Raw genomic sequence first — 18,300 nt, 5'->3', positions numbered from 1 at the left:
TGAATCGCCCCGAGTTCATCGGAGACCAGTTTGTTTAAGTCAGGCCACTTTACCTGACTCGTTTAAATTATCATAGTAGTCTGTTTCATATTGAGCTGGTGAAATATACCCAATTGAAGATAATAAGCGTTGATTATTAAACCAATTGACCCACTCTAACGTTGCGTATTCAACAGCATCAACATTCTTCCACGGGCCATTTCTGCGAATAATCTCTGTTTTAAATAATCCATTTATTGTTTCAGCCAATGCATTGTCATAAGAGTCACCCACACTGCCTACAGACGCTTGAATTCCAGCTTCAGCAAGTCGCTCAGTGTATCGTATAGACAAATATTGGCTGCCTCTGTCGCTGTGGTGAATTAACCCTTCGGGGTTGCCACGATGCCAAATAGCTTGCTCTAACGCATCAAGAATAAGCTCTGTGTGCATTGTCGTTGATACACGCCAACCTACAATGTATCGTGAAAAAACATCTATCACGAAAGCGACATAAACAAACCCACTCCATGTGGCAACATAGGTGATGTCAGCTACCCAAAGTTGATTTGGCTGCTCAGCAGTAAATTGACGATTAACTAAATCAAGTGGCTTATCTTGTTGCTCGTCAGGTATCGTTGTCTTATGTGCTTTACCCCGACGAACACCTTGAATTCCCATAACTCGCATCAATCGTTCGACTGTACAGCGGGCGACTTGATGGTCGTCAAGCTGTAGCTGCTTCCATATTTTTCTTGCACCATAAACTGACATATTATCCTCCCACACTTCGCGAATGAGTATTATCAGCTCAGCATCACGCTTTTTGCGGTTAGACAGTCGCTCAGGCTCTCTTTGTATCTGTTTATGAGAATAATACGTTGATGGTGCAATCGGCAATTCCTTGCAAATTGACTCGACACCGTAATGCTCTCTGCAAGCATCAATAAAATCCACTATTACTTCTGTTTGCGGTCGAGCTCCGCTTGGGCGAAAAAAGCGGCAGCTTGCCTCAGGATATCATTCGTTCGCTTGAGCTCTTTATTCTCGCGCTCTAAGACGGCAAGGCGTTCTTCAGTTGATTGCGTATTAGAAGAGGGTTTAGACGGTTGAGCTTGAGATTTCTTGACCCATGCTCTAAGTGTTTCTGGGGTACATCCCAGTTTATCTGAAATCGATACTAGCGCAGCCCAAAGAGAAGGGTATTCATGCTGTTGTGTGGTAACAAGCCTAATTGCACGTTCACGAAATTCTGATGTATAGCGATTTGATTTTTTCATAGTTCCAGTTTCTCAAGTTATTGAGTCTCTGGCAAACACGGGGCGATTCAAACAGTTTGAAGATTTATTTATTGTATAGCGCCCCTTAGATAGAATATAAAACAAACTATTAAGCTTTGCTTGTAACCCCATAGTCGCAAAGGCATCAATTAAGCTTTTGCCTAGCTCTTGTTCTTGCAATAAGTATTTTAAGTCGCTTAGAGCTTCATTTAGTATTGCTTCTATTGCTAAAGCGCAAAGTAAAACAAAGGGCTCTCGCTTATCGCACAAAAATAGCTCATCGTCTTCGATTAAATCTAGCAAAGTTTTTGCAGCAGATATAAGTCGTTGCGATCTAACAATAGATATTTCTATTTGGTTTGACATTAATTGTTTACCTAAAAGTAATTCAACAGCTTCTTATTTCTGTCAGCCAATATGAGCAATAATCCTCACCATCATATATAGATGAGCTTAGTGCGGATTTATCTTTTGAACCTACTCTAGCATTACAGCTGAGGCTTATCTTCTTCATGCATGGAAGTAAGAAATAGCCTTCATATTCATTGAGCCGATTATTCTTTTTAGCTTTTTCTAAATCGTTTACACGACCATTTACTTGTTGTTTTAATTTGGAATATTTGACTGAGATAACATCCAAATTTATTTCTTTGTCATCAAATAGGCGCATTAACTCAGTAAATTGTATTTGCAGCTCAAAGATTTCTTTTTCCACTTCATTTTTCATCATTACATACACCTAAATACTATTAACTCTCAAGGGGGGAGCTGTAAAAATATACTTGCTCATATAACGAGGCATATTCTATTTTTAGTTGATATCTGGTAGTTAGTCTCTTCTCGATAGAGCTCATATCCATTCCAGGTAAAAAATGTAATTTAAGAATACATACTTTTTCATTTTGAGCTATGTAGCTCGTGGCAGATAAACTTGATGTATATATATTCTTAGTGTCTAACTCAGCTTTAAAATAATTACGAATATCACTATCAAGTTCAGGCCAAGAGATGCTTTTATCATTAACAATGAACTCAAATGATCTAACTTGTGCAGTACCTAGCCCTTTATTGATTATATCAAAACAAATGGAGCTATCGTCCGTATGAAGCCAGTCACTTAGCCTTGGTGCAACCGATAGTTTATTGTGTTTTTGTTGTGTTCTAATAGTCCAATAGGTAAGCCCAATAGCTAATAACGCTGTTATTGTTGTAATGAGCTGAACCAAAAGGTTTATATCCATTCTAACCTCTTAATTGTAAGTTAATTATTTTCACATATTTTAGTTAGTTTCATAAATTGCTGATTATTAACAATATCATTGTTTGCTTGCTCTATAAGATCTAGAACTTCTTTTAAGTGATAAAGGGATGAACGTGTCTCTTTTGGTATTATCAAATCACACAGGCTTAGAACCTCATTGGGAAATTGAGATGCTAATGGAATTGAATCTGAAGTATTGCGTGCAAATGAATTTAACCAATGATGTTGAACTTCCAATGGTGTTAAACACCACTCCATAGAGTGAAATAAGTTGGGAAAATAGCTACCAGACTTCTCTAATAAGTTAATCCATGCAGAAGTTTGTTCTTTAGTTCTGTATTTTCTCTCTCTGGGCCAAATACTCTCGATAATAGTAGTTACGTCTCTAAGACATTCATTAGAATTTTTTGCAAAGCCCTTACTCAAATAACGAATTACCGCTGCTCTTTCTTTTTCTCTCATATTTCTAAAGCAATTTTTAGCATCTGAAGCGTTTATTTTATCCTTACCTTTATATGAAGGTAAGGCAAGCTCAATTATTTTATGTGATGTGGCCTCTATGAGTCTCTGATCCCAAGCCCATTCATAAATTTTGGGGAATAGATGAGTAATCTTTGGCTTCAATAGGACGCTTACTTCGACAGATGGTAATTTATTTGCAATCACACCACTCCAAGCAGGACCAGATAACTTATTATCTAGATTTAGTAATGGCAACAGGAAGCTTTGAACCCAAGAAGAGTCTATATAATGTAACCAACTTATTTGATAAGAGAGTATTGCTGATGCGTAAGCGCTAACAGTATCTTCACTTATTAAAAATTGTTCAATTTTGTCTTTAAATATGCTTGGTATTTCAGCATCTTTGTCTAAACGATAGGAGTCAATTTCTTGAATATATGTATTAAGAATAGCCCCTGTCAGGCTACTTTTAGCTTCAACCCATGTAATATGACTTAATGAAGTCTCCTTGGATTTCGAAGCACCTTGCTTACCCCTTAAAACTACTAATGTACAGTGGTCAAAAAATTTATAGCATAAGTTGGGCAACTCTTTTAGATAGATTTGTCCGTGGCGATCAAGCCAATTACCTAAGTGATAACTTAGCTCAGTTAATATCTCTTTAGGTAATAAATAAAGCCGATTTAGTAATGTAATTTTAGTCTTTCTGCTTGCACTATCCGGCCAATTATCTAATAAAACCGACCAGAAATACTTTGGGTTATCTTTTCTTTTACTCAAATACGACAATGCTAATAACGCTTTTTTAGGCCTAAGTTTTACTAAGCCATCAAATGGCCTCCTAGCTGTATATTCTTCAAAGCCTCTATTATAAACTTGTATTGATCTTTTAATTACTTCACTAATAGGCGCATTAATGATTAAATCAGCTTCTTCATCAATTGTAATTCCATGAACTTTTACAGATGTGTTATGCACCAGCTCTGCCGGTTCTTTAACCTGCCAGTCTTGATGCATGGATATGATCATATCGATTTTTTTTCTGTACTTTTCAGGCAGTACCAATTGACTGAGTTCACACCATTTAATGTAGCGAAATATCTCTAAGTTCTTGAAAATTTGAAATTCTTCATCTGTTATTTGTTTAGATTTATTAGGACCATCTAAGATTTTTTTAACTAGCTTTTCTTTATTTGTATTAGAAAAATCTTTCCATCGTTTTTCTAATAAACGAAGCAAATCGAGTTGATAACTTCTATTCCAAAAGTATTCTAGATCAATTGATAATACGTAGTTTGCGGCTTCTGAAGCGGAGAAAATAGAGTTAAACCCAAATGAATATAAGCTTAGTTTATTAAAATATAAGGAGTTTTTTAAATTTAAATTAAAGCTAAGCGCTTTTGCCTGTGAAGGAAACTTATCAACTAATCGTTTAAAGTTTTCAATAAAGAAATAAAATGAGCTGTGCTCTTCTAAGTTGTAAGTGTCTTCATTAGGGTCTGGATAACACGAAGGAGTATTATAAAAGTGCTTGTGGCCAAACTCATCTGATAAATCACTAGCGTATTCCAAGTGGGTTAAAGTAGCTTGCAATATTCTGTACAAGTTGTCATATGGAACTTCAATACTAGGGTTAAGCTTTAAAGGAAACTTTATTTCGAAATTACAAATATCAGATAAATGTATTGCACTCCATGCTTTTAAAGGAGGCTTTGATGCATGTATACCATAAGGGTTTTCAAACTCTACGAAAGGCTCTAACTTTGTCTCATAAAAACGCAAGGTTGTTAAATTCCATCCTTCATTTTTTATTAGATCTTGAAATCTATAGTAGTTATGGGACGGGTTAAACCATTCACTACTCTCAAACTGCTTGCTAGCTATAAAGCCTAGTATTTTTTGTGCCTTAGCGGGAAGTGAATTGGCACTATAAAGCTTCACTAAGATTCTTTCTTTTAAGGCGTTATGCAAAGCTCTTTTTCTAATGGCCCACCATGCAATGACAGGATCGTCTAAGTTCTTTACTATCCAATTTGTGATATACCAGAGTCTAGGTGATATCAAGTTATTGTTTGAGCGCAAGTCCATATCTTCAGTTGCAATATTGTCACACGGTAACCATGATAAATAGTTTTTATGTGGTAGTGTTGGTAAATTGTAGTTTTCTTTATCCACCGGTCTCGAAGGATCATCGTCTAGTCCATACTCAATAAATGGGTCAAATGATTCGCCATCACTATCCCTAAAATTGTGACCTTTACTCGGGTTTCCTATCCTTATTTGCGGGTCAAAAACACATAACCATTCAGCTAAAGGTGTGGGCTCTGTAGTACTAAATAATTTAGCCCCAGCTGAGGTAGTAAGAAAATTAGCAACTTGGCCTCTTTGGAATGATTTCAACTGCCTTGGGCTTGAGGCTGCAAGGTTTAATATGTAACTTATCCATTTTTTTGGCTTATCGACTTTTTCTGACCAAATAGAAAGTGTTTCCCATAAATCACTATGGTCAGGGTATGCTATTGCAGTTACACCGCGATCACGCCATTTGACTTCGATGTCTTCAGCCTCACCTTTATCAAATGCGTAAATTTTTGTCCGGTCAAACTTTTCATCATGATTAAGTCCCTGAAGTAAATATTTCACCTGAGGATCTTCAGCTTGATAGCCGACTAAAACAACTGTGTATACCTCTAATAATTGAATTATAAATTTAGTTGCCCAACCTTCGGATAAATATGCTCTTCCAAAATCTGCGCTACTTAAAATATAAGGATGATGTTTTTCAGACGGATCTTTTAGCCTGCCATGCAAATAGGTTATTGCTTCGAGACTTGCGCCGGATGATAAATCAGGGAAAAATGGAGGTTCACTATAAGAGAGGATTTCGTTCTGCTCAAAAAGTAGGTCAAAATTTGTAGTTACTATTTTTGGTTTACCGCTTTGACCACTGGATAAGAGTTTTAATATACCATGCTCCTTGCCAACATCATCAATAGAATTAGATTTGGAAAGTACCCTGGCAACGATTTGATTAACTTCGTCACGTCCATAGTCTTGGTATAGCAAGTGGAAAATTTGATCCAATGGAGTTCTTAGATGTGACTTATTAGAGTTTTCGGTGATCCAAGGTAAGAACTCTTGGTAAACCTCGGAGCTTTCTAGTGGAGAAAAAAAATCAATTACAGCTTTTGTTAGTTCTATAAAGCTTGGTAGTCCAGAGTTAAAAGAAACACCAGCCCCACAAAATAAAACTACTTTGCCGTGGTCACATTTATCAAGAAGTTCATCTGGAATATTAGGTCCATTTTCATTAAATCGCATTTAACCTTCCTTGTGTATGGGTACAATATAGCTATTTAGATGGTCCTTTAAGCTCTTGAATTAATAAAAGCTTTTTCTCTGTATCTAACTTTGATATTTCAATTGCTAGTTCTGCTGTTGTCTCATCTTCACAGAAAAAATAATTCAATGGAACATTTAGTTCATTAGCGATCTTTTTTAGAGTCGTTAAATCTGGAATATGACGGCCTTTTTCATAGTGGTTCATGCGACCACTCGCTGAGTTTTCATCCATACCGATAAGTATACCCAGTTGCTTTTGAGTAATACCTGACTTAGCGCGGGCTTGTTTGAGTCTAATTGGAATTGGATTTTGGAACACAGAAGCATCATTTTTCAGTCTCTAATAGCTTAGATTGTCTAAGTTTTACAAAGGTTTGTACACTTAGGAATCCTAAGTTCTATTTGTGGGAATGTTCTTAAAATCACTCTCGAGCATAAAACTTAGTATTTCTAAGTTTTGCATTGTTCTATATACTTAGCAACCCTAAGTTTTCTTAATTGTTGTAGTATAAGAAATGCCCCAAGTTATCAAATTAAACCAACACATTTACTCCCTTTTGATCGAAAAAGAGTGCAATGGTTTTACAATTGTCGAGCTCAGAGATGAGTTATTAACCGTAACTGATAAATATCAAGATATCGATGAGGCGCGTAAATTCATTTATAGGCAAATTACAGCGCTTGAACGAAAAGAGCTCTTAAAAACAAAAGGAAGTGGCCGCCATAAAAAGTATTTTAAAACTGAGCTGTTTAATAACGCTACGTTTGTGGCGAAACAAGTTGTAATTGAAAAAGAAAAATCAATTAGCAGTCATACTAATAATCAAGCATCACCGCTTGTTGAAACTTTATTGAATGAAAAGAAACAGTTTGAGGCTGAGCTTGCGATTTTGTTAGGGGAAGTTGATGAATATAAAGCTCTACAAAAGCGATTCCCTGAGCACCTTAGCTTGTTTTATTCTGCATTAGACGATGCTAAAAATAATTCAGCGAAGTTATTAGGAAAAGTTAACGCTTTAACTAATATATTGGCCTCTTTGGATAATGGTGCACGGCAATGCTGAGAAGTTGGCAAAGGGAATGTGTTGAGTTAGCAGTAAAAAAATATACAGCTATTGATAAGCACTTTCTATGTCAGGCCACTCCTGGTGCTGGTAAAACAATAATGGCAGCTTCATTGGCCAAAACGTTATTTGATAAAGGAATGATAGATAGAGTGATCTGCTTTTCACCATCGGTTGAAGTGGCTAATAATATCAAAAGAACATTTGGAAAAATAATTGGGTGTTCGTTTGATGGCTCATTTACGGCTGTAGGTGCCTCTATGACTTATCAAAGCTTATGCTCTATTCCTGAAAGTACTTGGGATGGGCTTAGAAAGTATCGTACATTTTTTATTTTTGATGAAATACATCACTGCTCATTCTCGCAAGATAAATCTAAAATCAATACGTGGGGTGAGAAAGTTGTTTTCCATTTACAGGATATTGCAACTTACACACTTGCGCTATCGGGCACTCCTTGGCGCTCAGACGCCCTTCCTATTGCTTTAGTGAATTATTCTGACCCAGAAGGTGAGTTGATATGCGATTATCAATACAGCTTGAGTCAAGCTATTAGAGATAACGTCTGTAGAGAGCCAAAAATAGTTTTAGTTGATAGCAATAGTATTTCGGATGGCCAAGATACATATGGATCAATAGCTGAATTTGTTAAACAAGCTCAATCAGCGTACCAAGAGGTACTTAATAATGACTCTGCACTTAGGTATTTATTGAAGTTAGCCGTATTAAAACTGTCGGAGATAAGAGCTTCAAACCCGGCTGCCGGCGGCCTAGTTGTTGCGTCTTCAGTTAAGCACGCTGAAATGATAAACAGCTTATTAATTGAAGAATTTAATCAAACGTCAACCATAGTTACTTACTTACACGATAATTCAACACAGAAGATCAACTCATTTAAGTCATCTACTGAACAGTGGATCGTTAGTGTTGGTATGATCAGTGAAGGGACCGACATACCTAGGCTACAAGTATGTTGTCATTTAAGCTCTATAAAAACAGAGTTGTATTTTAGGCAAGTTCTAGGGCGCATTCTTAGGTCTGGCAAAGGTAAAGTTGAATTCGCCTGGTTATTCACATTTGCAGAAACAAGCTTAATTGAGTTTGCTGAGCGTATTAATATTGATATACCAGATAGTTGCTCTTATGTTGATATGGAATGTGACACAACTTTGGTGAGAAAAGATACATTTAGACCTTTAACATTGCCAAAAATAAACAGGGATAATAAGTTAAAAGAAAACCTTGATAAACTCGTTCTAGGGGGCCTAACTTCAGAGCGCGGTTTAGCTTATTATGAGCTGCTTTCAGGTTGTTCATTGAGCAGTATACAAATTAAATCACTTAGAACTAGAGTTATAGAAGCATTTTTATAGTTCCATAAAATGAGCCATATTCTGTTTATATTATCACTCTTAGTACATAAATAAGGCTAGCTTTTATTTGACTCTGCTAAGTAATGGGAAATTTTTTAGAGATAAGTATCGAAATTATTGCCTCAGCTACATCCTTGATTTCACCATATTATTAATTTCAGAAACAACTTTTAGGGTAATAAATTTATTCCAAATTTACTAACGACGAATGCAAACACTCCAAAAATAAAACAAGTTATTAAGGCGCTGAGGCCGAGTGATGGCCAAAAACCAAATCGGTGTAGTAATGATGGAAATATTAAAAACATCGGTAAGGTAGGCACAACATACCAAAATGTGTACCAGGCATGACTCGCAATTTTCTCTGGCGGCTGTTTTTCAACGTACAACCAAATCATCGCTAAAATGGTTACCAATGGAAGTGCTACAATTAGTGCTCCGAGTTTATCACTGCGCTTTGCGACCTCTGAAACCGCTACAACAATTGCTGCTGTCACTAAGTATTTAAAAATTATCCAACCCATGTATTACTTTCCTTTTTAAATAAAAAAATAAAAACCGATTGCCTATCGGTTTTTATTTTGCCATGATATGGCTATGTTGTTAAGAGATATTTGATTATGCAGTTAGGCGAATTAGAAAAACTAGTACTTCAATATTTGTGGTCTTCTAAAGAAGCGGATGCAAAGCATGTGCACAGTCGTTTAGGTAAAACACGTGGCTGCACTCTCAATACTATTCAAAGCACCCTTGAAAGACTTTATAAAAAAGGCCTTCTTAGCAGAACTAAGCAGGGTCATGCTTATAATTACCGAACTAAAGTTGATCGTAACTCGCTTATAGCTACTTTAATAAATGATATTACAGCTGACTTTGTTGAAGAGGGTGAAAACAGTTTAATTGCTGCATTTTCTTCTACTTCGACTAATTTTAATGATACACAATTAGATGAGCTCGAAAAACTTATAGAGCAGCAGCGAAAACTACGAAGCGGAAAAGTGTAAACATGATTGTTGGAAATTGGGCCGTGTTTTTAAATCTAGCGAGCGCAGCGGTGACCGCTTTTATTTGTGTGATCATATTGATTTCCTTCTTCCACACCTCGCTTTGTAAAAAACTTACTATTTTCCAGTTTACCGAGCGTAAGTTCATGCTTTGGTTAACTATTAGCAGCCCTTGGTGGATCTCATTATTGTGTGCAGCTGTATTTTGGCAGGCACATCAAAATCCAATGTCTAATTGGTGGCAAGGAGTCGCTCACTGGCATCACCTTGAGGTTTTCTCTGTATATAGTTGGCATTCGGTATTGCTTATATCGGCTGTTTGTTTGATGGCAAGTGCTAGCGTACATGCATTTTTTAGTCTTAATAGACATAGTTCAGCAATGAGCAGTCTGTTGGCTTTATCAAATACTCAACCTCACAAAGATTATCCAAACCAGTCTGTACACGTTATTGAACACCTTATACCAGAGGCATTTACTGTTGGTTTTTTCAATCCAAAAGTATATATAACCAGCGGATTACAAGCACTTGATGAAAAAACAGTACACATAGTCATACAGCATGAACTAGCACATTTAAAAGCCCGAGATCCGCTTTTTAAAACACTGTTTAGTCTATTTGGTTGGTGTTTTCCTGCGTCAACGCGCGCGGCGTTACAGCAATCTTATACGGCTTTAACAGAACAAATTGCTGATGTCGGTGCAACGCAAAGTTTTGATGGCTTAGATGTGGCTCAAGCACTTATTAATGTTGCTCGATTTCAACGACAACAACATATTACGAATGACAATATATACATGAGTCATTTTAGTAATGAGCAAATAACTCAGCGTATACAAACATTGTTAATGCCAATCTCCACTACGCCTAAGCTACTTTTAATGATCACTTTGTTTAGCTTTGTGGTTATCAGTTTATTCACACTGTCGACTGTCGATAGTGTCCACCATCTTATCGAAACTTTTTTCATCCACTAAGTAAGGATTAAAATGAAATCATTTAGTAGTCATTTCACCCACAAAAAACCGATTGGCAGTCGGTTTTTTGTGGGGGTATTGATGGCTTTTACAGCACTGCCGTGTTTTGCAAGTGCTGAGGCTTATCAAACATTAAATCTAAAGCAAGCCATCTCATTCACGCTTGCTAACAACCCGCAGTTACAGGGCTTCTTTTATCGAGATAAAGCCCAGCAAGGCAAAATAAAGCAAGCAAGTATAGGCCAAAGACCACAAATAGGCTTAATGGTTGAAGATGCTTTTGGGACAGGTGAGCATAGTGGTTTGCAAAATATGCAATCAACCTTAACTTTCTCTTGGCTGATTCAACAAGAGCAAATTGATAGTCGCGTAAAAGCAAGCCAGTCTGAACTTGAGCAGTTACGTTTAGATAAACAAATTATTGCACTTGATTTAGCCGCGATGACTGCGAAGCAATTTATTCAACTACTGGTGAAAGAAGAGGCACTAAAGCTCAATAAAATGGCAGTAAGACAAGCGAATGAAGTTGTAAATGCAATAGATAAACGAGTTCGTATTGGTCAGTCGTTGGCTATTGATAAAAATTTAGCCAAAGCTGAACTAATTAAACAAAAATTACTTGTCGAAGATCTTGAGCATGAAATAGCCAGCGGAAAATATCAGCTTTCAGCCTTGTGGGCAGAGCCTCGCACTGACTTTACACTTACAGGTAACTTATTGCAGTTACCTAAAATTGTAGATTTTCAGTCACAGTTCGAGCGCTTTAAAAATGCGCCTCGTTTGATGCAGTTAGCAAGTCAAAAACGTATTGCACAATCACACATTGAATTAGCTCAAATTGAAGCAAAACCACAATGGCAATTTACAACAGGCTTACGTCGTTATGAATCAACGGATGACTATGGGCTCGTGGCCGGTGTTTCTATTCCGTGGGGAGCATCTGGCAGCAATGCCGGAACGGTCGCTAAGTTACGTGCCGAGCAAGATGTATTAACAGCGCAAGCGAAGAGTTTAACTCAACAAGCTAATAGCCAGCTTTATGCTTTGCTTCAAGAAGTTAAGCATTCTGTTCATGTAATTACCACCTCAAAAAATGAAATCATTCCCACGCTAGAAACCGCGCTTACCCAAGCAAAACAAGCATTTAACGTTGGTAAATTGAATTACAACCAGTGGAGTAGCGTGCGTCAGGCGCAATTAAGCGCGCAATCAGAACTACTTAGCGCTTATGAAAGCTTACATTTACAACATATAGAAATTCAGCGTCTTACTGGCGCATCGATAGAACAATGAGATTATTTATGAAAACGACAAACTTTATTTCCTCCATAACCGTTGCCGTATTACTCGGCCTCAGCGCGGGGGTACATTTACCCGCTAGCGCAGTATCAACACCTACTACAGAGCAAGCAGAGCCTGAAAAAGGGCCGCATAATGGTCGTATGCTTCGTGAAGGAAACTTCGCATTGGAGTTAGCGATTTTCGAAACAGGCGTACCACCTGAGTTTAGAGTATGGTTAACAGATAATAAAAACCCAATTAATCCCGACGATGTTGAATTAACGGTTACGTTAACCCGATTAGGTAATGTGATTGATGATATTAAGTTTATTAGCCAAAGTGACTTTTTACGTGGGGATATGGAAATTTACGAACCGCACTCTTTTATTGTCACAGTAAATGCGAGCTACCAAGGAAAAACATATCGTTGGCAATACGATAACCTAGAGGGGCGAACAAAAATCGAACCCGCAGTAGTAGATGCAATGGCGATTGAAACTGCAATTGCAGGGTCTCAAAAGCTTCATCAAACGATCCCTGCTTATGGACAGGTTTGGTTACCGCCGAGTGCGCACCGCACTGTTTTTGCACGTTTTGAAGGTGTTATTACGCACTTAAATGTAAAGCTTGGCGATAAAGTAAATAAAGGCCAAACTTTAATGACGATTGAAAGTAATGAAAGTTTAAACCCCTATGAGATAAAATCGCCTATTGCTGGTTTTGTCGCAAAACAAATGGCTAATTCAGGTGAGCAAACGAATAACCGTGAACTGCTTGTTATCACAGACGCGAGTCAATCTGTCGTTAAATTAGCTGTCTACCCGAGCGATTACAGCAAAGTATCTCAAGGCACTCTAGTGAGCATTAAGGCAGAAGGTAGTCTTGTGAATATTGCTGGTAAGGTATCATTTATAGAGCCAAAAGTTAGAAGTGATCAGGCAAGAATGGTGTGGGTTACGTTGGCACAACAGACTGAGCCTTTGTTGGAAGGGAGTTTTGTTAAAGCCGATATTGAAACTGCTTCTTTTGAAGTTCCTTTAGCGGTAAAGAAAATAGGCTTACAGAGCTTTCGTGATTTTACGGTCGTGTATGCAAAAGTCGCTGATGAATATGAAGTCAGGATGCTTGAGCTGGGTCGTTCAGATGCAACATGGATAGAAGTACTAGGTGGACTGCCTGCCGGTACCGAGTATGTTACTGAAAATAGCTATGTCATCAAAGCCGATATTGAAAAATCTGGCGCGTCACACGATCACTAGGAGAGCGTAATGTTAGAATCGATTTTACGCTTTGCTATAAAGCGCAATATCCTCGTTCTTGTCATGGTATTAGCCATTGCAGGATTAGGCTTATGGAATTTTACTAAACTGCCTATTGATGCAGTACCTGATATAACCAATGTTCAGGTTATGATCAACACCGAAGCGCCAGGCTATACGCCGTTAGAGGTTGAACAACGCGTTACTTTCCCCCTCGAAAACGCACTTGCGGGGTTACCAGGACTTGTAAACACACGCTCAGTGTCTCGTTATGGTTTATCTCAGGTTATTGCTATTTTTGCTGATAATACCGATGTTTACTTTGCTCGTCAGTTGGTTAATGAGCGGTTGTCTAGTGCACGTTCGGAGTTGCCGATAAACCTTTTACCTGAGCTTGGTCCCATTGCTACTGGATTAGGTGAGATTTTTATGTTTACGGTTGATGCTGTGCCTGGTGCTAAAAATCCCGACGGTAGTGATATAACCCCCATTGATTTACGAACAGTACATGACTGGACAATTCGCCCTCAATTAATGCGGGTACCAGGTGTTGTTGAAGTAAACCCTATTGGTGGTTACGAGCGTGAAATTCTCGTTGCGTTTAAACCTGAAAAACTACTGGCTTATAATCTTACCTCAGCAGATGTTGTTGATGCTATTGGTCAAAACAACCAAAACCAAGGCACCGGATTTATTGAAAAAAGCGGTGCGCAATGGTTAATTCGTGTCCCAGGTCAGGTTGCTGGTTTAACTGAAATCACTAATTTACCCATCAAAACCATAGACGGCAGTGCAGTGTTTATTAAAGATGTTGCCACTATAAGTGATGGCAAAGGATTGCGTACTGGTGCTGCTACACAAAATGGCCGCGAAGTGGTGATGAGCACCGTGTTCATGTTAATAGGTGAGAACAGTCGCACAGTTGCACAAGGCGTTGGTGAAAAGTTAAAAGAAATCAATGGCAGTTTACCCGAAGGTATAGTTGCAAAAGCCGTCTATGACCGAACTAAACTGGTAGATAAAACGCTTAATACTGTTCAAACTAACCTGCTCGAAGGGGCCATTTTAGTTATTGTTGTATTATTTATATTACTGGGGAATTTCAGAGCCGCATTTTTAACGGCTTTAGTGATCCCATTTGCAATGTTGATGACAATAACCGGTATGGTACATACGCGAGTCAGTGCAAACTTGATGAGTTTAGGGGCATTAGATTTTGGTCTATTGGTTGATGGTACGATAATTATCGTCGAAAACTGCTTACGTCGTTTAAGTATGAGAGGTGATACCCCTCTTTCTTTAAAAGCACGTTTAGACATTGTTTTTACGGCTACACGAGAGGTTATTCGACCCGCTTTATTCGGTGTATTCATCATCACCGTTGTTTATTTACCTATTTTCGCGCTTGAAGGCGTTGAAGGAAAAATGTTCCATCCAATGGCATTAACGGTTGTGATTGCTTTGCTTTGTTCAATGGCGCTTTCGATCACATTTGTGCCTGCAATGATCGCCCTATTATTTAAAAAGCCAATTAAAGAAAAACCTAATCATATTATGCTGGGGTTAAGTCGTATTTATAAGCCGGTACTCTCATTAGCATTAAAAGGCCGCTGGGCTGTGGTGCTAATAACTTGTTTACTCGTAACATTCTTTGGTTATCAAGCGACACGCTTAGGAAGCGAGTTTGCACCAAATCTTGATGAAGGAGACATTGCCATGCATGCGCTTCGTATTCCTGGTACATCATTAAGCCAAGCGATTGAGCTACAAAAAGTGTTGGAAGAAAAAATTACGCAGATGCCTGAAGTCGAGCGTGTATTTGCAAAAATCGGCACCGCAGATGTAGCAACAGATGCAGTACCCCCTAGCGTAGCCGATAACTTTATTATTCTAAAACCACGAGAGCAATGGCCAAACCCTGATAAGTCAAAAGCACAAATTGTTGAAGAGTTAGCAGCCTTAGTTAAGCCAATTCCAGGTAACCGCTATGAGTTTTTACAACCAATTCAAATGCGCTTTAATGAATTATTAGCAGGTGTACGCGCTGAGCTGGCAATTAAAGTGTTTGGTGATGACTTTGAAACACTTGCTGCGTTAGGTAAGGAGATTGAATCCGCTATTGGAAATGTTGACGGTATTGCCGATTTAATGGTAGAGCAAACAAGCGGGTTGCCAATGCTTGAAATTGTACCCAATACTGAAAAGCTAAGCCAGTTTGGTATCAGCAAAGCACACATTCAGTCACAGTTAGCCACCGCATTAGGAGGGACTATTGCAGGTAAGTATTATCAAGGGGATATCCGCTCTAATATTGTTGTTCGTTTAGAAGAGCAGCAGCGTAATAATGTGCAAGAGATAGGTTACTTACCTATTAATTTACCTAATGGTCGCGCTGTGCCGCTCCAAGAGTTAGCAACAATCAAACTCACTAATGGCGCAAGTCAAATTAATCGCGAAAATGCTAAACGTCGTATTGTAGTGACTACCAATGTACGAGGACGTGACTTAGGAAGCTTTGTTGGAGATATTCAAACAATTATTGAAGATAAAGTCACTATTCCTGCTGGTTATTGGATTGAATACGGAGGAACGTATCAAAAGTTACAATCGGCCTCTGAGCGTTTGAGTGTGGTTGTGCCCGTTACATTGTTAATGATTATAGGCTTGCTTATTTTAGCTTTAAACTCACTTAAAGATGCTGCGATTATTTTTACCGGTGTGCCTTTAGCGCTTACCGGTGGAATTGCAGCACTGCTGTTACGTGATATTCCATTTTCAATATCTGCAGCGGTCGGTTTTATTGCTTTATCCGGCATTGCCATATTAAACGGCTTGGTAATGGTATCGTTTATTCGTGAATTACGCAGCTCAGGAATGGGGCTTAATCAAGCGATAACAGAGGGGGCATTAACACGTCTTCGCCCAGTGATAACTACAGCACTGGTTGCCTCATTAGGATTTATTCCTATGGCACTTAATACAGGGATTGGCTCAGAAGTACAGCGGCCTTTAGCAACCGTGGTAATTGGCGGCATTATTTCGTCGACCTTACTAACATTATTTGTGATCCCCGCACTGTATCGACTTTTACACAATGAAAAGGAGTCTATTTTGACTGAAAGTGAAACGTTGGAGCAACATGATGTCAACTAAAATAATAAACGTTAGCATAATGATTATGGTGCTTGTTTTGGCTTTTCTTAGCTTTGAGACCTTGGCCCATGGAGTTGATGACAGCACTCGCGCTTTTTTAGAGCAAAACCAAGGCGTACAGTTTGTGCCATTTATTTATATTGGTGCAAAGCACATGATCACCGGTTACGACCATATATTGTTTTTAATCGGTGTTATCTTCTTTTTGTATCGCAGTAAAGAGGTTTTGCTGTATGTCACCATGTTCACCATCGGCCACAGCACAACGTTACTATTAGGTGTGCTTGGCGATATTCAGATTAATGCCTATTTAATTGACGCTATTATTGGTTTTTCAGTTATTTATAAGGGCTTTGATAACTTAGGTGGGTTTAAGCGTTGTTTTAATTGGCAGCCAAATACAAAAATGGCGGTGCTTATTTTTGGTTTGTTTCATGGCTTTGGTCTAGCAACCAAGTTACAAGAGTTTCAATTACCCGAAGATGGATTACTGACAAACCTAATCGCCTTTAATATTGGCGTAGAGCTTGGCCAATTTTTAGCGCTCGCAGTTATTTTAATTGCCATTAATGTGTGGCGTAAACGGCCGTCATTTCATCGTTTTTCAACATTTATCAACGGTGCGTTAATGAGTGCCGGCTTAATGCTAGTCGGCCTTCAATTAACCGGCTATATAATTAATTAATTTAGAGAAATATATGCAACATACAGTTAGTTCAAAAACACTTATAAAAGCCAGTATCACCGCTTCATTAGTTGCGATAATCGCCTTTGTGCTATTTATCCTTCCGGCAGAATATAACATTGATCCAACCGGGATCGGTAAACAACTGGGCGTTACTAAAATAGCTCAGGCATCAGCGCAAAAACCACTTAAAACATCAGATTCATTGCAAGTGGGCAGTGATGAGTTTCAAACAATTGAAGTCACTATCCCTGCAAATCGCGGGGTTGAATATAAATTTGAGATGCAACAATATGAAAAAATGACCTACGAATGGATGACCGATGGCGCTTCTTTACATTTTGATTTACACGGAGAGCCAGCAGGAGACACAACCGGTTACTTCGAAAGCTATGCAATTGCCAATTTAAGCGAAATGAAGGGCAGCTTTACCGCCCCATTTGGGGGCTCACATGGCTGGTACTGGAAAAACAACTCAGATAACCCCGTGGCTATACAACTTTTAGTAAAAGGTCAATTTAAAGTGATTGGCTTAAAAAAGTAAACTTAAAATTTAACCGGAGAAAACAATGAATAAATTAATTTCAATCGTCTTAGTTTGTATTACGTTAATGAGTACTGGTGTTTTAGCACATAGTGATCATGCCCATGGCTACATTAATGATCAACAAGCGATTAGTATCGCAGCTAAATCAATAAAAAAATTGACCTTTAAAGACTATGGTTTTGAAGTTGGAAAATTAAATGATTCTTGGCAAGATATTTCTTCAGAAGCGTTTTCAGTCATAAGCAAGAACGGTGACTATTATGTTGTTCAAGCATCAAATAATAACGGTAGTGATCACGTTTATTTCAAAATAGCTAAAAATGGTCAGCTACTAGATGTAAAACCGAAGAACGATTTCTAAGCTTAAAGGTAAATTGGCACTGTGAGCTTTTACAGTGTCAATTTTCAATTTGTATTTTTGACACTAATTAAATTAGAAGGTAAGGCTTAGTAGGTAATAACTAAAATGGGTGTCGCATTTGTTTTTTATAAAATATTTTTGTATTAGCTGGTCTTTAAGCCGCTTTACTAATGAAAGTTGGCTCTTTTTCGAGAAAAGGAAGGCTTTAGTTGTACATAATATTGAAGAGGGCTTTTTATTCTCACCTAAGCGTCAGTACTTTTGTCGTTTTC

Annotated in this window: 17 protein-coding genes and 1 other annotated feature; of the genes, 10 read left to right on the top strand and 7 right to left on the bottom strand. The window is 38.1% G+C overall.

Features of this window, described 5'->3' with window-relative positions; translation table 11 throughout:
- Positions 1–39: 39 nt before the first annotated feature.
- The 6 genes from L652_RS0109700 to L652_RS0109670 all read right to left on the bottom strand — a co-directional run bounded on the left by L652_RS0109700 (position 40) and on the right by L652_RS0109670 (position 6,643).
- A protein-coding gene (locus L652_RS0109700; protein ID WP_223230517.1) for an IS3 family transposase occupies positions 40–1,259 on the bottom strand; the annotation gives its coding sequence in 2 pieces (ribosomal slippage) (positions 40–971 and positions 971–1,259; 1,221 coding nt in all).
- Positions 865–981, bottom strand: a sequence feature (AL1L pseudoknot). (Overlaps the previous gene by 117 nt.)
- 12 nt (positions 1,260–1,271) lie before the next feature.
- A complete protein-coding gene (locus tag L652_RS0109690; RefSeq protein ID WP_024597109.1) occupies positions 1,272–1,625 on the bottom strand; it encodes a hypothetical protein in 354 nt (117 codons plus the stop codon).
- 22 nt (positions 1,626–1,647) lie between these two features.
- Positions 1,648–1,989, bottom strand: coding sequence for a hypothetical protein (locus L652_RS0109685; RefSeq protein WP_008467175.1), 342 nt, complete (start codon positions 1,987–1,989; stop codon positions 1,648–1,650).
- A 19-nt stretch (positions 1,990–2,008) separates the two neighbouring features.
- Complete coding sequence (locus L652_RS0109680; protein WP_008467177.1) at positions 2,009–2,500, bottom strand: hypothetical protein; 492 nt, start codon at positions 2,498–2,500, stop codon at positions 2,009–2,011.
- Positions 2,501–2,520: 20 nt separating this feature from the next.
- The gene (locus L652_RS0109675) at positions 2,521–6,303 is read right to left on the bottom strand and encodes an SIR2 family protein (protein ID WP_024597110.1); all 3,783 of its coding nucleotides are present in this window, start codon (positions 6,301–6,303) and stop codon (positions 2,521–2,523) included.
- Positions 6,304–6,334: 31 nt separating this feature from the next.
- On the bottom strand, positions 6,335–6,643 hold the full coding sequence (locus L652_RS0109670) for a helix-turn-helix transcriptional regulator (RefSeq protein ID WP_008467181.1): 309 nt from the start codon (positions 6,641–6,643) through the stop codon (positions 6,335–6,337).
- Positions 6,644–6,839: 196 nt separating this feature from the next.
- On the opposite strand from L652_RS0109670, the gene L652_RS0109665 reads away from it, so the two are divergent.
- A complete protein-coding gene (locus L652_RS0109665) occupies positions 6,840–7,388 on the top strand; it encodes a hypothetical protein (protein WP_024597111.1) in 549 nt (182 codons plus the stop codon).
- A complete protein-coding gene (locus L652_RS0109660; protein ID WP_008467184.1) occupies positions 7,382–8,761 on the top strand; it encodes a DEAD/DEAH box helicase family protein in 1,380 nt (459 codons plus the stop codon). The genes L652_RS0109665 and L652_RS0109660 overlap by 7 nt, the downstream gene beginning before the upstream one ends.
- 170 nt (positions 8,762–8,931) lie before the next feature.
- On the opposite strand, the gene L652_RS0109655 is transcribed toward L652_RS0109660, so the two are convergent.
- Positions 8,932–9,285 (bottom strand): DUF3147 family protein, encoded by a 354-nt coding sequence (locus L652_RS0109655; protein ID WP_008467186.1) that lies wholly within the window; start codon positions 9,283–9,285, stop codon positions 8,932–8,934.
- A gap of 96 nt (positions 9,286–9,381) precedes the next feature.
- On the opposite strand from L652_RS0109655, the gene L652_RS0109650 reads away from it, so the two are divergent.
- From L652_RS0109650 to L652_RS0109615, 8 genes are read left to right on the top strand one after another with little or no spacing between them, the layout of a single operon-like run.
- Positions 9,382–9,765, top strand: coding sequence for a BlaI/MecI/CopY family transcriptional regulator (locus L652_RS0109650; protein ID WP_008467191.1), 384 nt, complete (start codon positions 9,382–9,384; stop codon positions 9,763–9,765).
- Positions 9,766–9,767: 2 nt separating this feature from the next.
- Positions 9,768–10,742 carry a M56 family metallopeptidase gene (locus L652_RS0109645; protein WP_008467193.1) on the top strand — a complete coding sequence of 325 codons (975 nt, stop codon included), beginning with the start codon at positions 9,768–9,770 and terminating at the stop codon, positions 10,740–10,742.
- Between the two features lie 12 nt (positions 10,743–10,754).
- Positions 10,755–12,035, top strand: coding sequence for a TolC family protein (locus L652_RS0109640; RefSeq protein WP_008467195.1), 1,281 nt, complete (start codon positions 10,755–10,757; stop codon positions 12,033–12,035).
- Positions 12,036–12,043: 8 nt separating this feature from the next.
- On the top strand, positions 12,044–13,282 hold the full coding sequence (locus L652_RS0109635) for an efflux RND transporter periplasmic adaptor subunit (RefSeq protein ID WP_008467197.1): 1,239 nt from the start codon (positions 12,044–12,046) through the stop codon (positions 13,280–13,282).
- Positions 13,283–13,291: 9 nt separating this feature from the next.
- The gene (locus L652_RS0109630; RefSeq protein WP_008467199.1) at positions 13,292–16,435 is read left to right on the top strand and encodes a CusA/CzcA family heavy metal efflux RND transporter; all 3,144 of its coding nucleotides are present in this window, start codon (positions 13,292–13,294) and stop codon (positions 16,433–16,435) included.
- On the top strand, positions 16,425–17,120 hold the full coding sequence (locus L652_RS0109625) for a HupE/UreJ family protein (RefSeq protein WP_008467202.1): 696 nt from the start codon (positions 16,425–16,427) through the stop codon (positions 17,118–17,120). Before L652_RS0109630 ends, L652_RS0109625 begins: the two co-directional genes overlap by 11 nt.
- A 13-nt stretch (positions 17,121–17,133) precedes the next feature.
- A complete protein-coding gene (locus L652_RS0109620) occupies positions 17,134–17,664 on the top strand; it encodes a hypothetical protein (protein WP_008467204.1) in 531 nt (176 codons plus the stop codon).
- Positions 17,665–17,689: 25 nt separating this feature from the next.
- Entirely contained in the window at positions 17,690–18,028 is a 339-nt protein-coding gene (locus tag L652_RS0109615; RefSeq protein WP_008467207.1) for a DUF6488 family protein, read from the top strand.
- The last annotated feature ends 272 nt before the right edge of the window (positions 18,029–18,300 follow it).

It is taken from the genome of Pseudoalteromonas sp. TB25 (assembly GCF_000497995.1).
Classification (GTDB): domain Bacteria; phylum Pseudomonadota; class Gammaproteobacteria; order Enterobacterales; family Alteromonadaceae; genus Pseudoalteromonas; species Pseudoalteromonas distincta.
Note: the sequence above shows the minus strand (reverse complement) of the source record. Positions and strands in the feature narration are given on the sequence as shown.

Coding starts and splice junctions, on each gene's coding strand:
- L652_RS0109690 (WP_024597109.1), bottom strand. CDS start 1,625: ATGTCAAACCAAATAGAAATATCTATTGTTAGATCGCAACGACTTATA.
- L652_RS0109685 (WP_008467175.1), bottom strand. CDS start 1,989: ATGATGAAAAATGAAGTGGAAAAAGAAATCTTTGAGCTGCAAATACAA.
- L652_RS0109680 (WP_008467177.1), bottom strand. CDS start 2,500: ATGGATATAAACCTTTTGGTTCAGCTCATTACAACAATAACAGCGTTA.
- L652_RS0109675 (WP_024597110.1), bottom strand. CDS start 6,303: ATGCGATTTAATGAAAATGGACCTAATATTCCAGATGAACTTCTTGAT.
- L652_RS0109665 (WP_024597111.1), top strand. CDS start 6,840: ATGCCCCAAGTTATCAAATTAAACCAACACATTTACTCCCTTTTGATC.
- L652_RS0109660 (WP_008467184.1), top strand. CDS start 7,382: ATGCTGAGAAGTTGGCAAAGGGAATGTGTTGAGTTAGCAGTAAAAAAA.
- L652_RS0109655 (WP_008467186.1), bottom strand. CDS start 9,285: ATGGGTTGGATAATTTTTAAATACTTAGTGACAGCAGCAATTGTTGTA.
- L652_RS0109650 (WP_008467191.1), top strand. CDS start 9,382: ATGCAGTTAGGCGAATTAGAAAAACTAGTACTTCAATATTTGTGGTCT.
- L652_RS0109645 (WP_008467193.1), top strand. CDS start 9,768: ATGATTGTTGGAAATTGGGCCGTGTTTTTAAATCTAGCGAGCGCAGCG.
- L652_RS0109640 (WP_008467195.1), top strand. CDS start 10,755: ATGAAATCATTTAGTAGTCATTTCACCCACAAAAAACCGATTGGCAGT.
- L652_RS0109635 (WP_008467197.1), top strand. CDS start 12,044: ATGAAAACGACAAACTTTATTTCCTCCATAACCGTTGCCGTATTACTC.
- L652_RS0109630 (WP_008467199.1), top strand. CDS start 13,292: ATGTTAGAATCGATTTTACGCTTTGCTATAAAGCGCAATATCCTCGTT.
- L652_RS0109625 (WP_008467202.1), top strand. CDS start 16,425: ATGTCAACTAAAATAATAAACGTTAGCATAATGATTATGGTGCTTGTT.
- L652_RS0109620 (WP_008467204.1), top strand. CDS start 17,134: ATGCAACATACAGTTAGTTCAAAAACACTTATAAAAGCCAGTATCACC.
- L652_RS0109615 (WP_008467207.1), top strand. CDS start 17,690: ATGAATAAATTAATTTCAATCGTCTTAGTTTGTATTACGTTAATGAGT.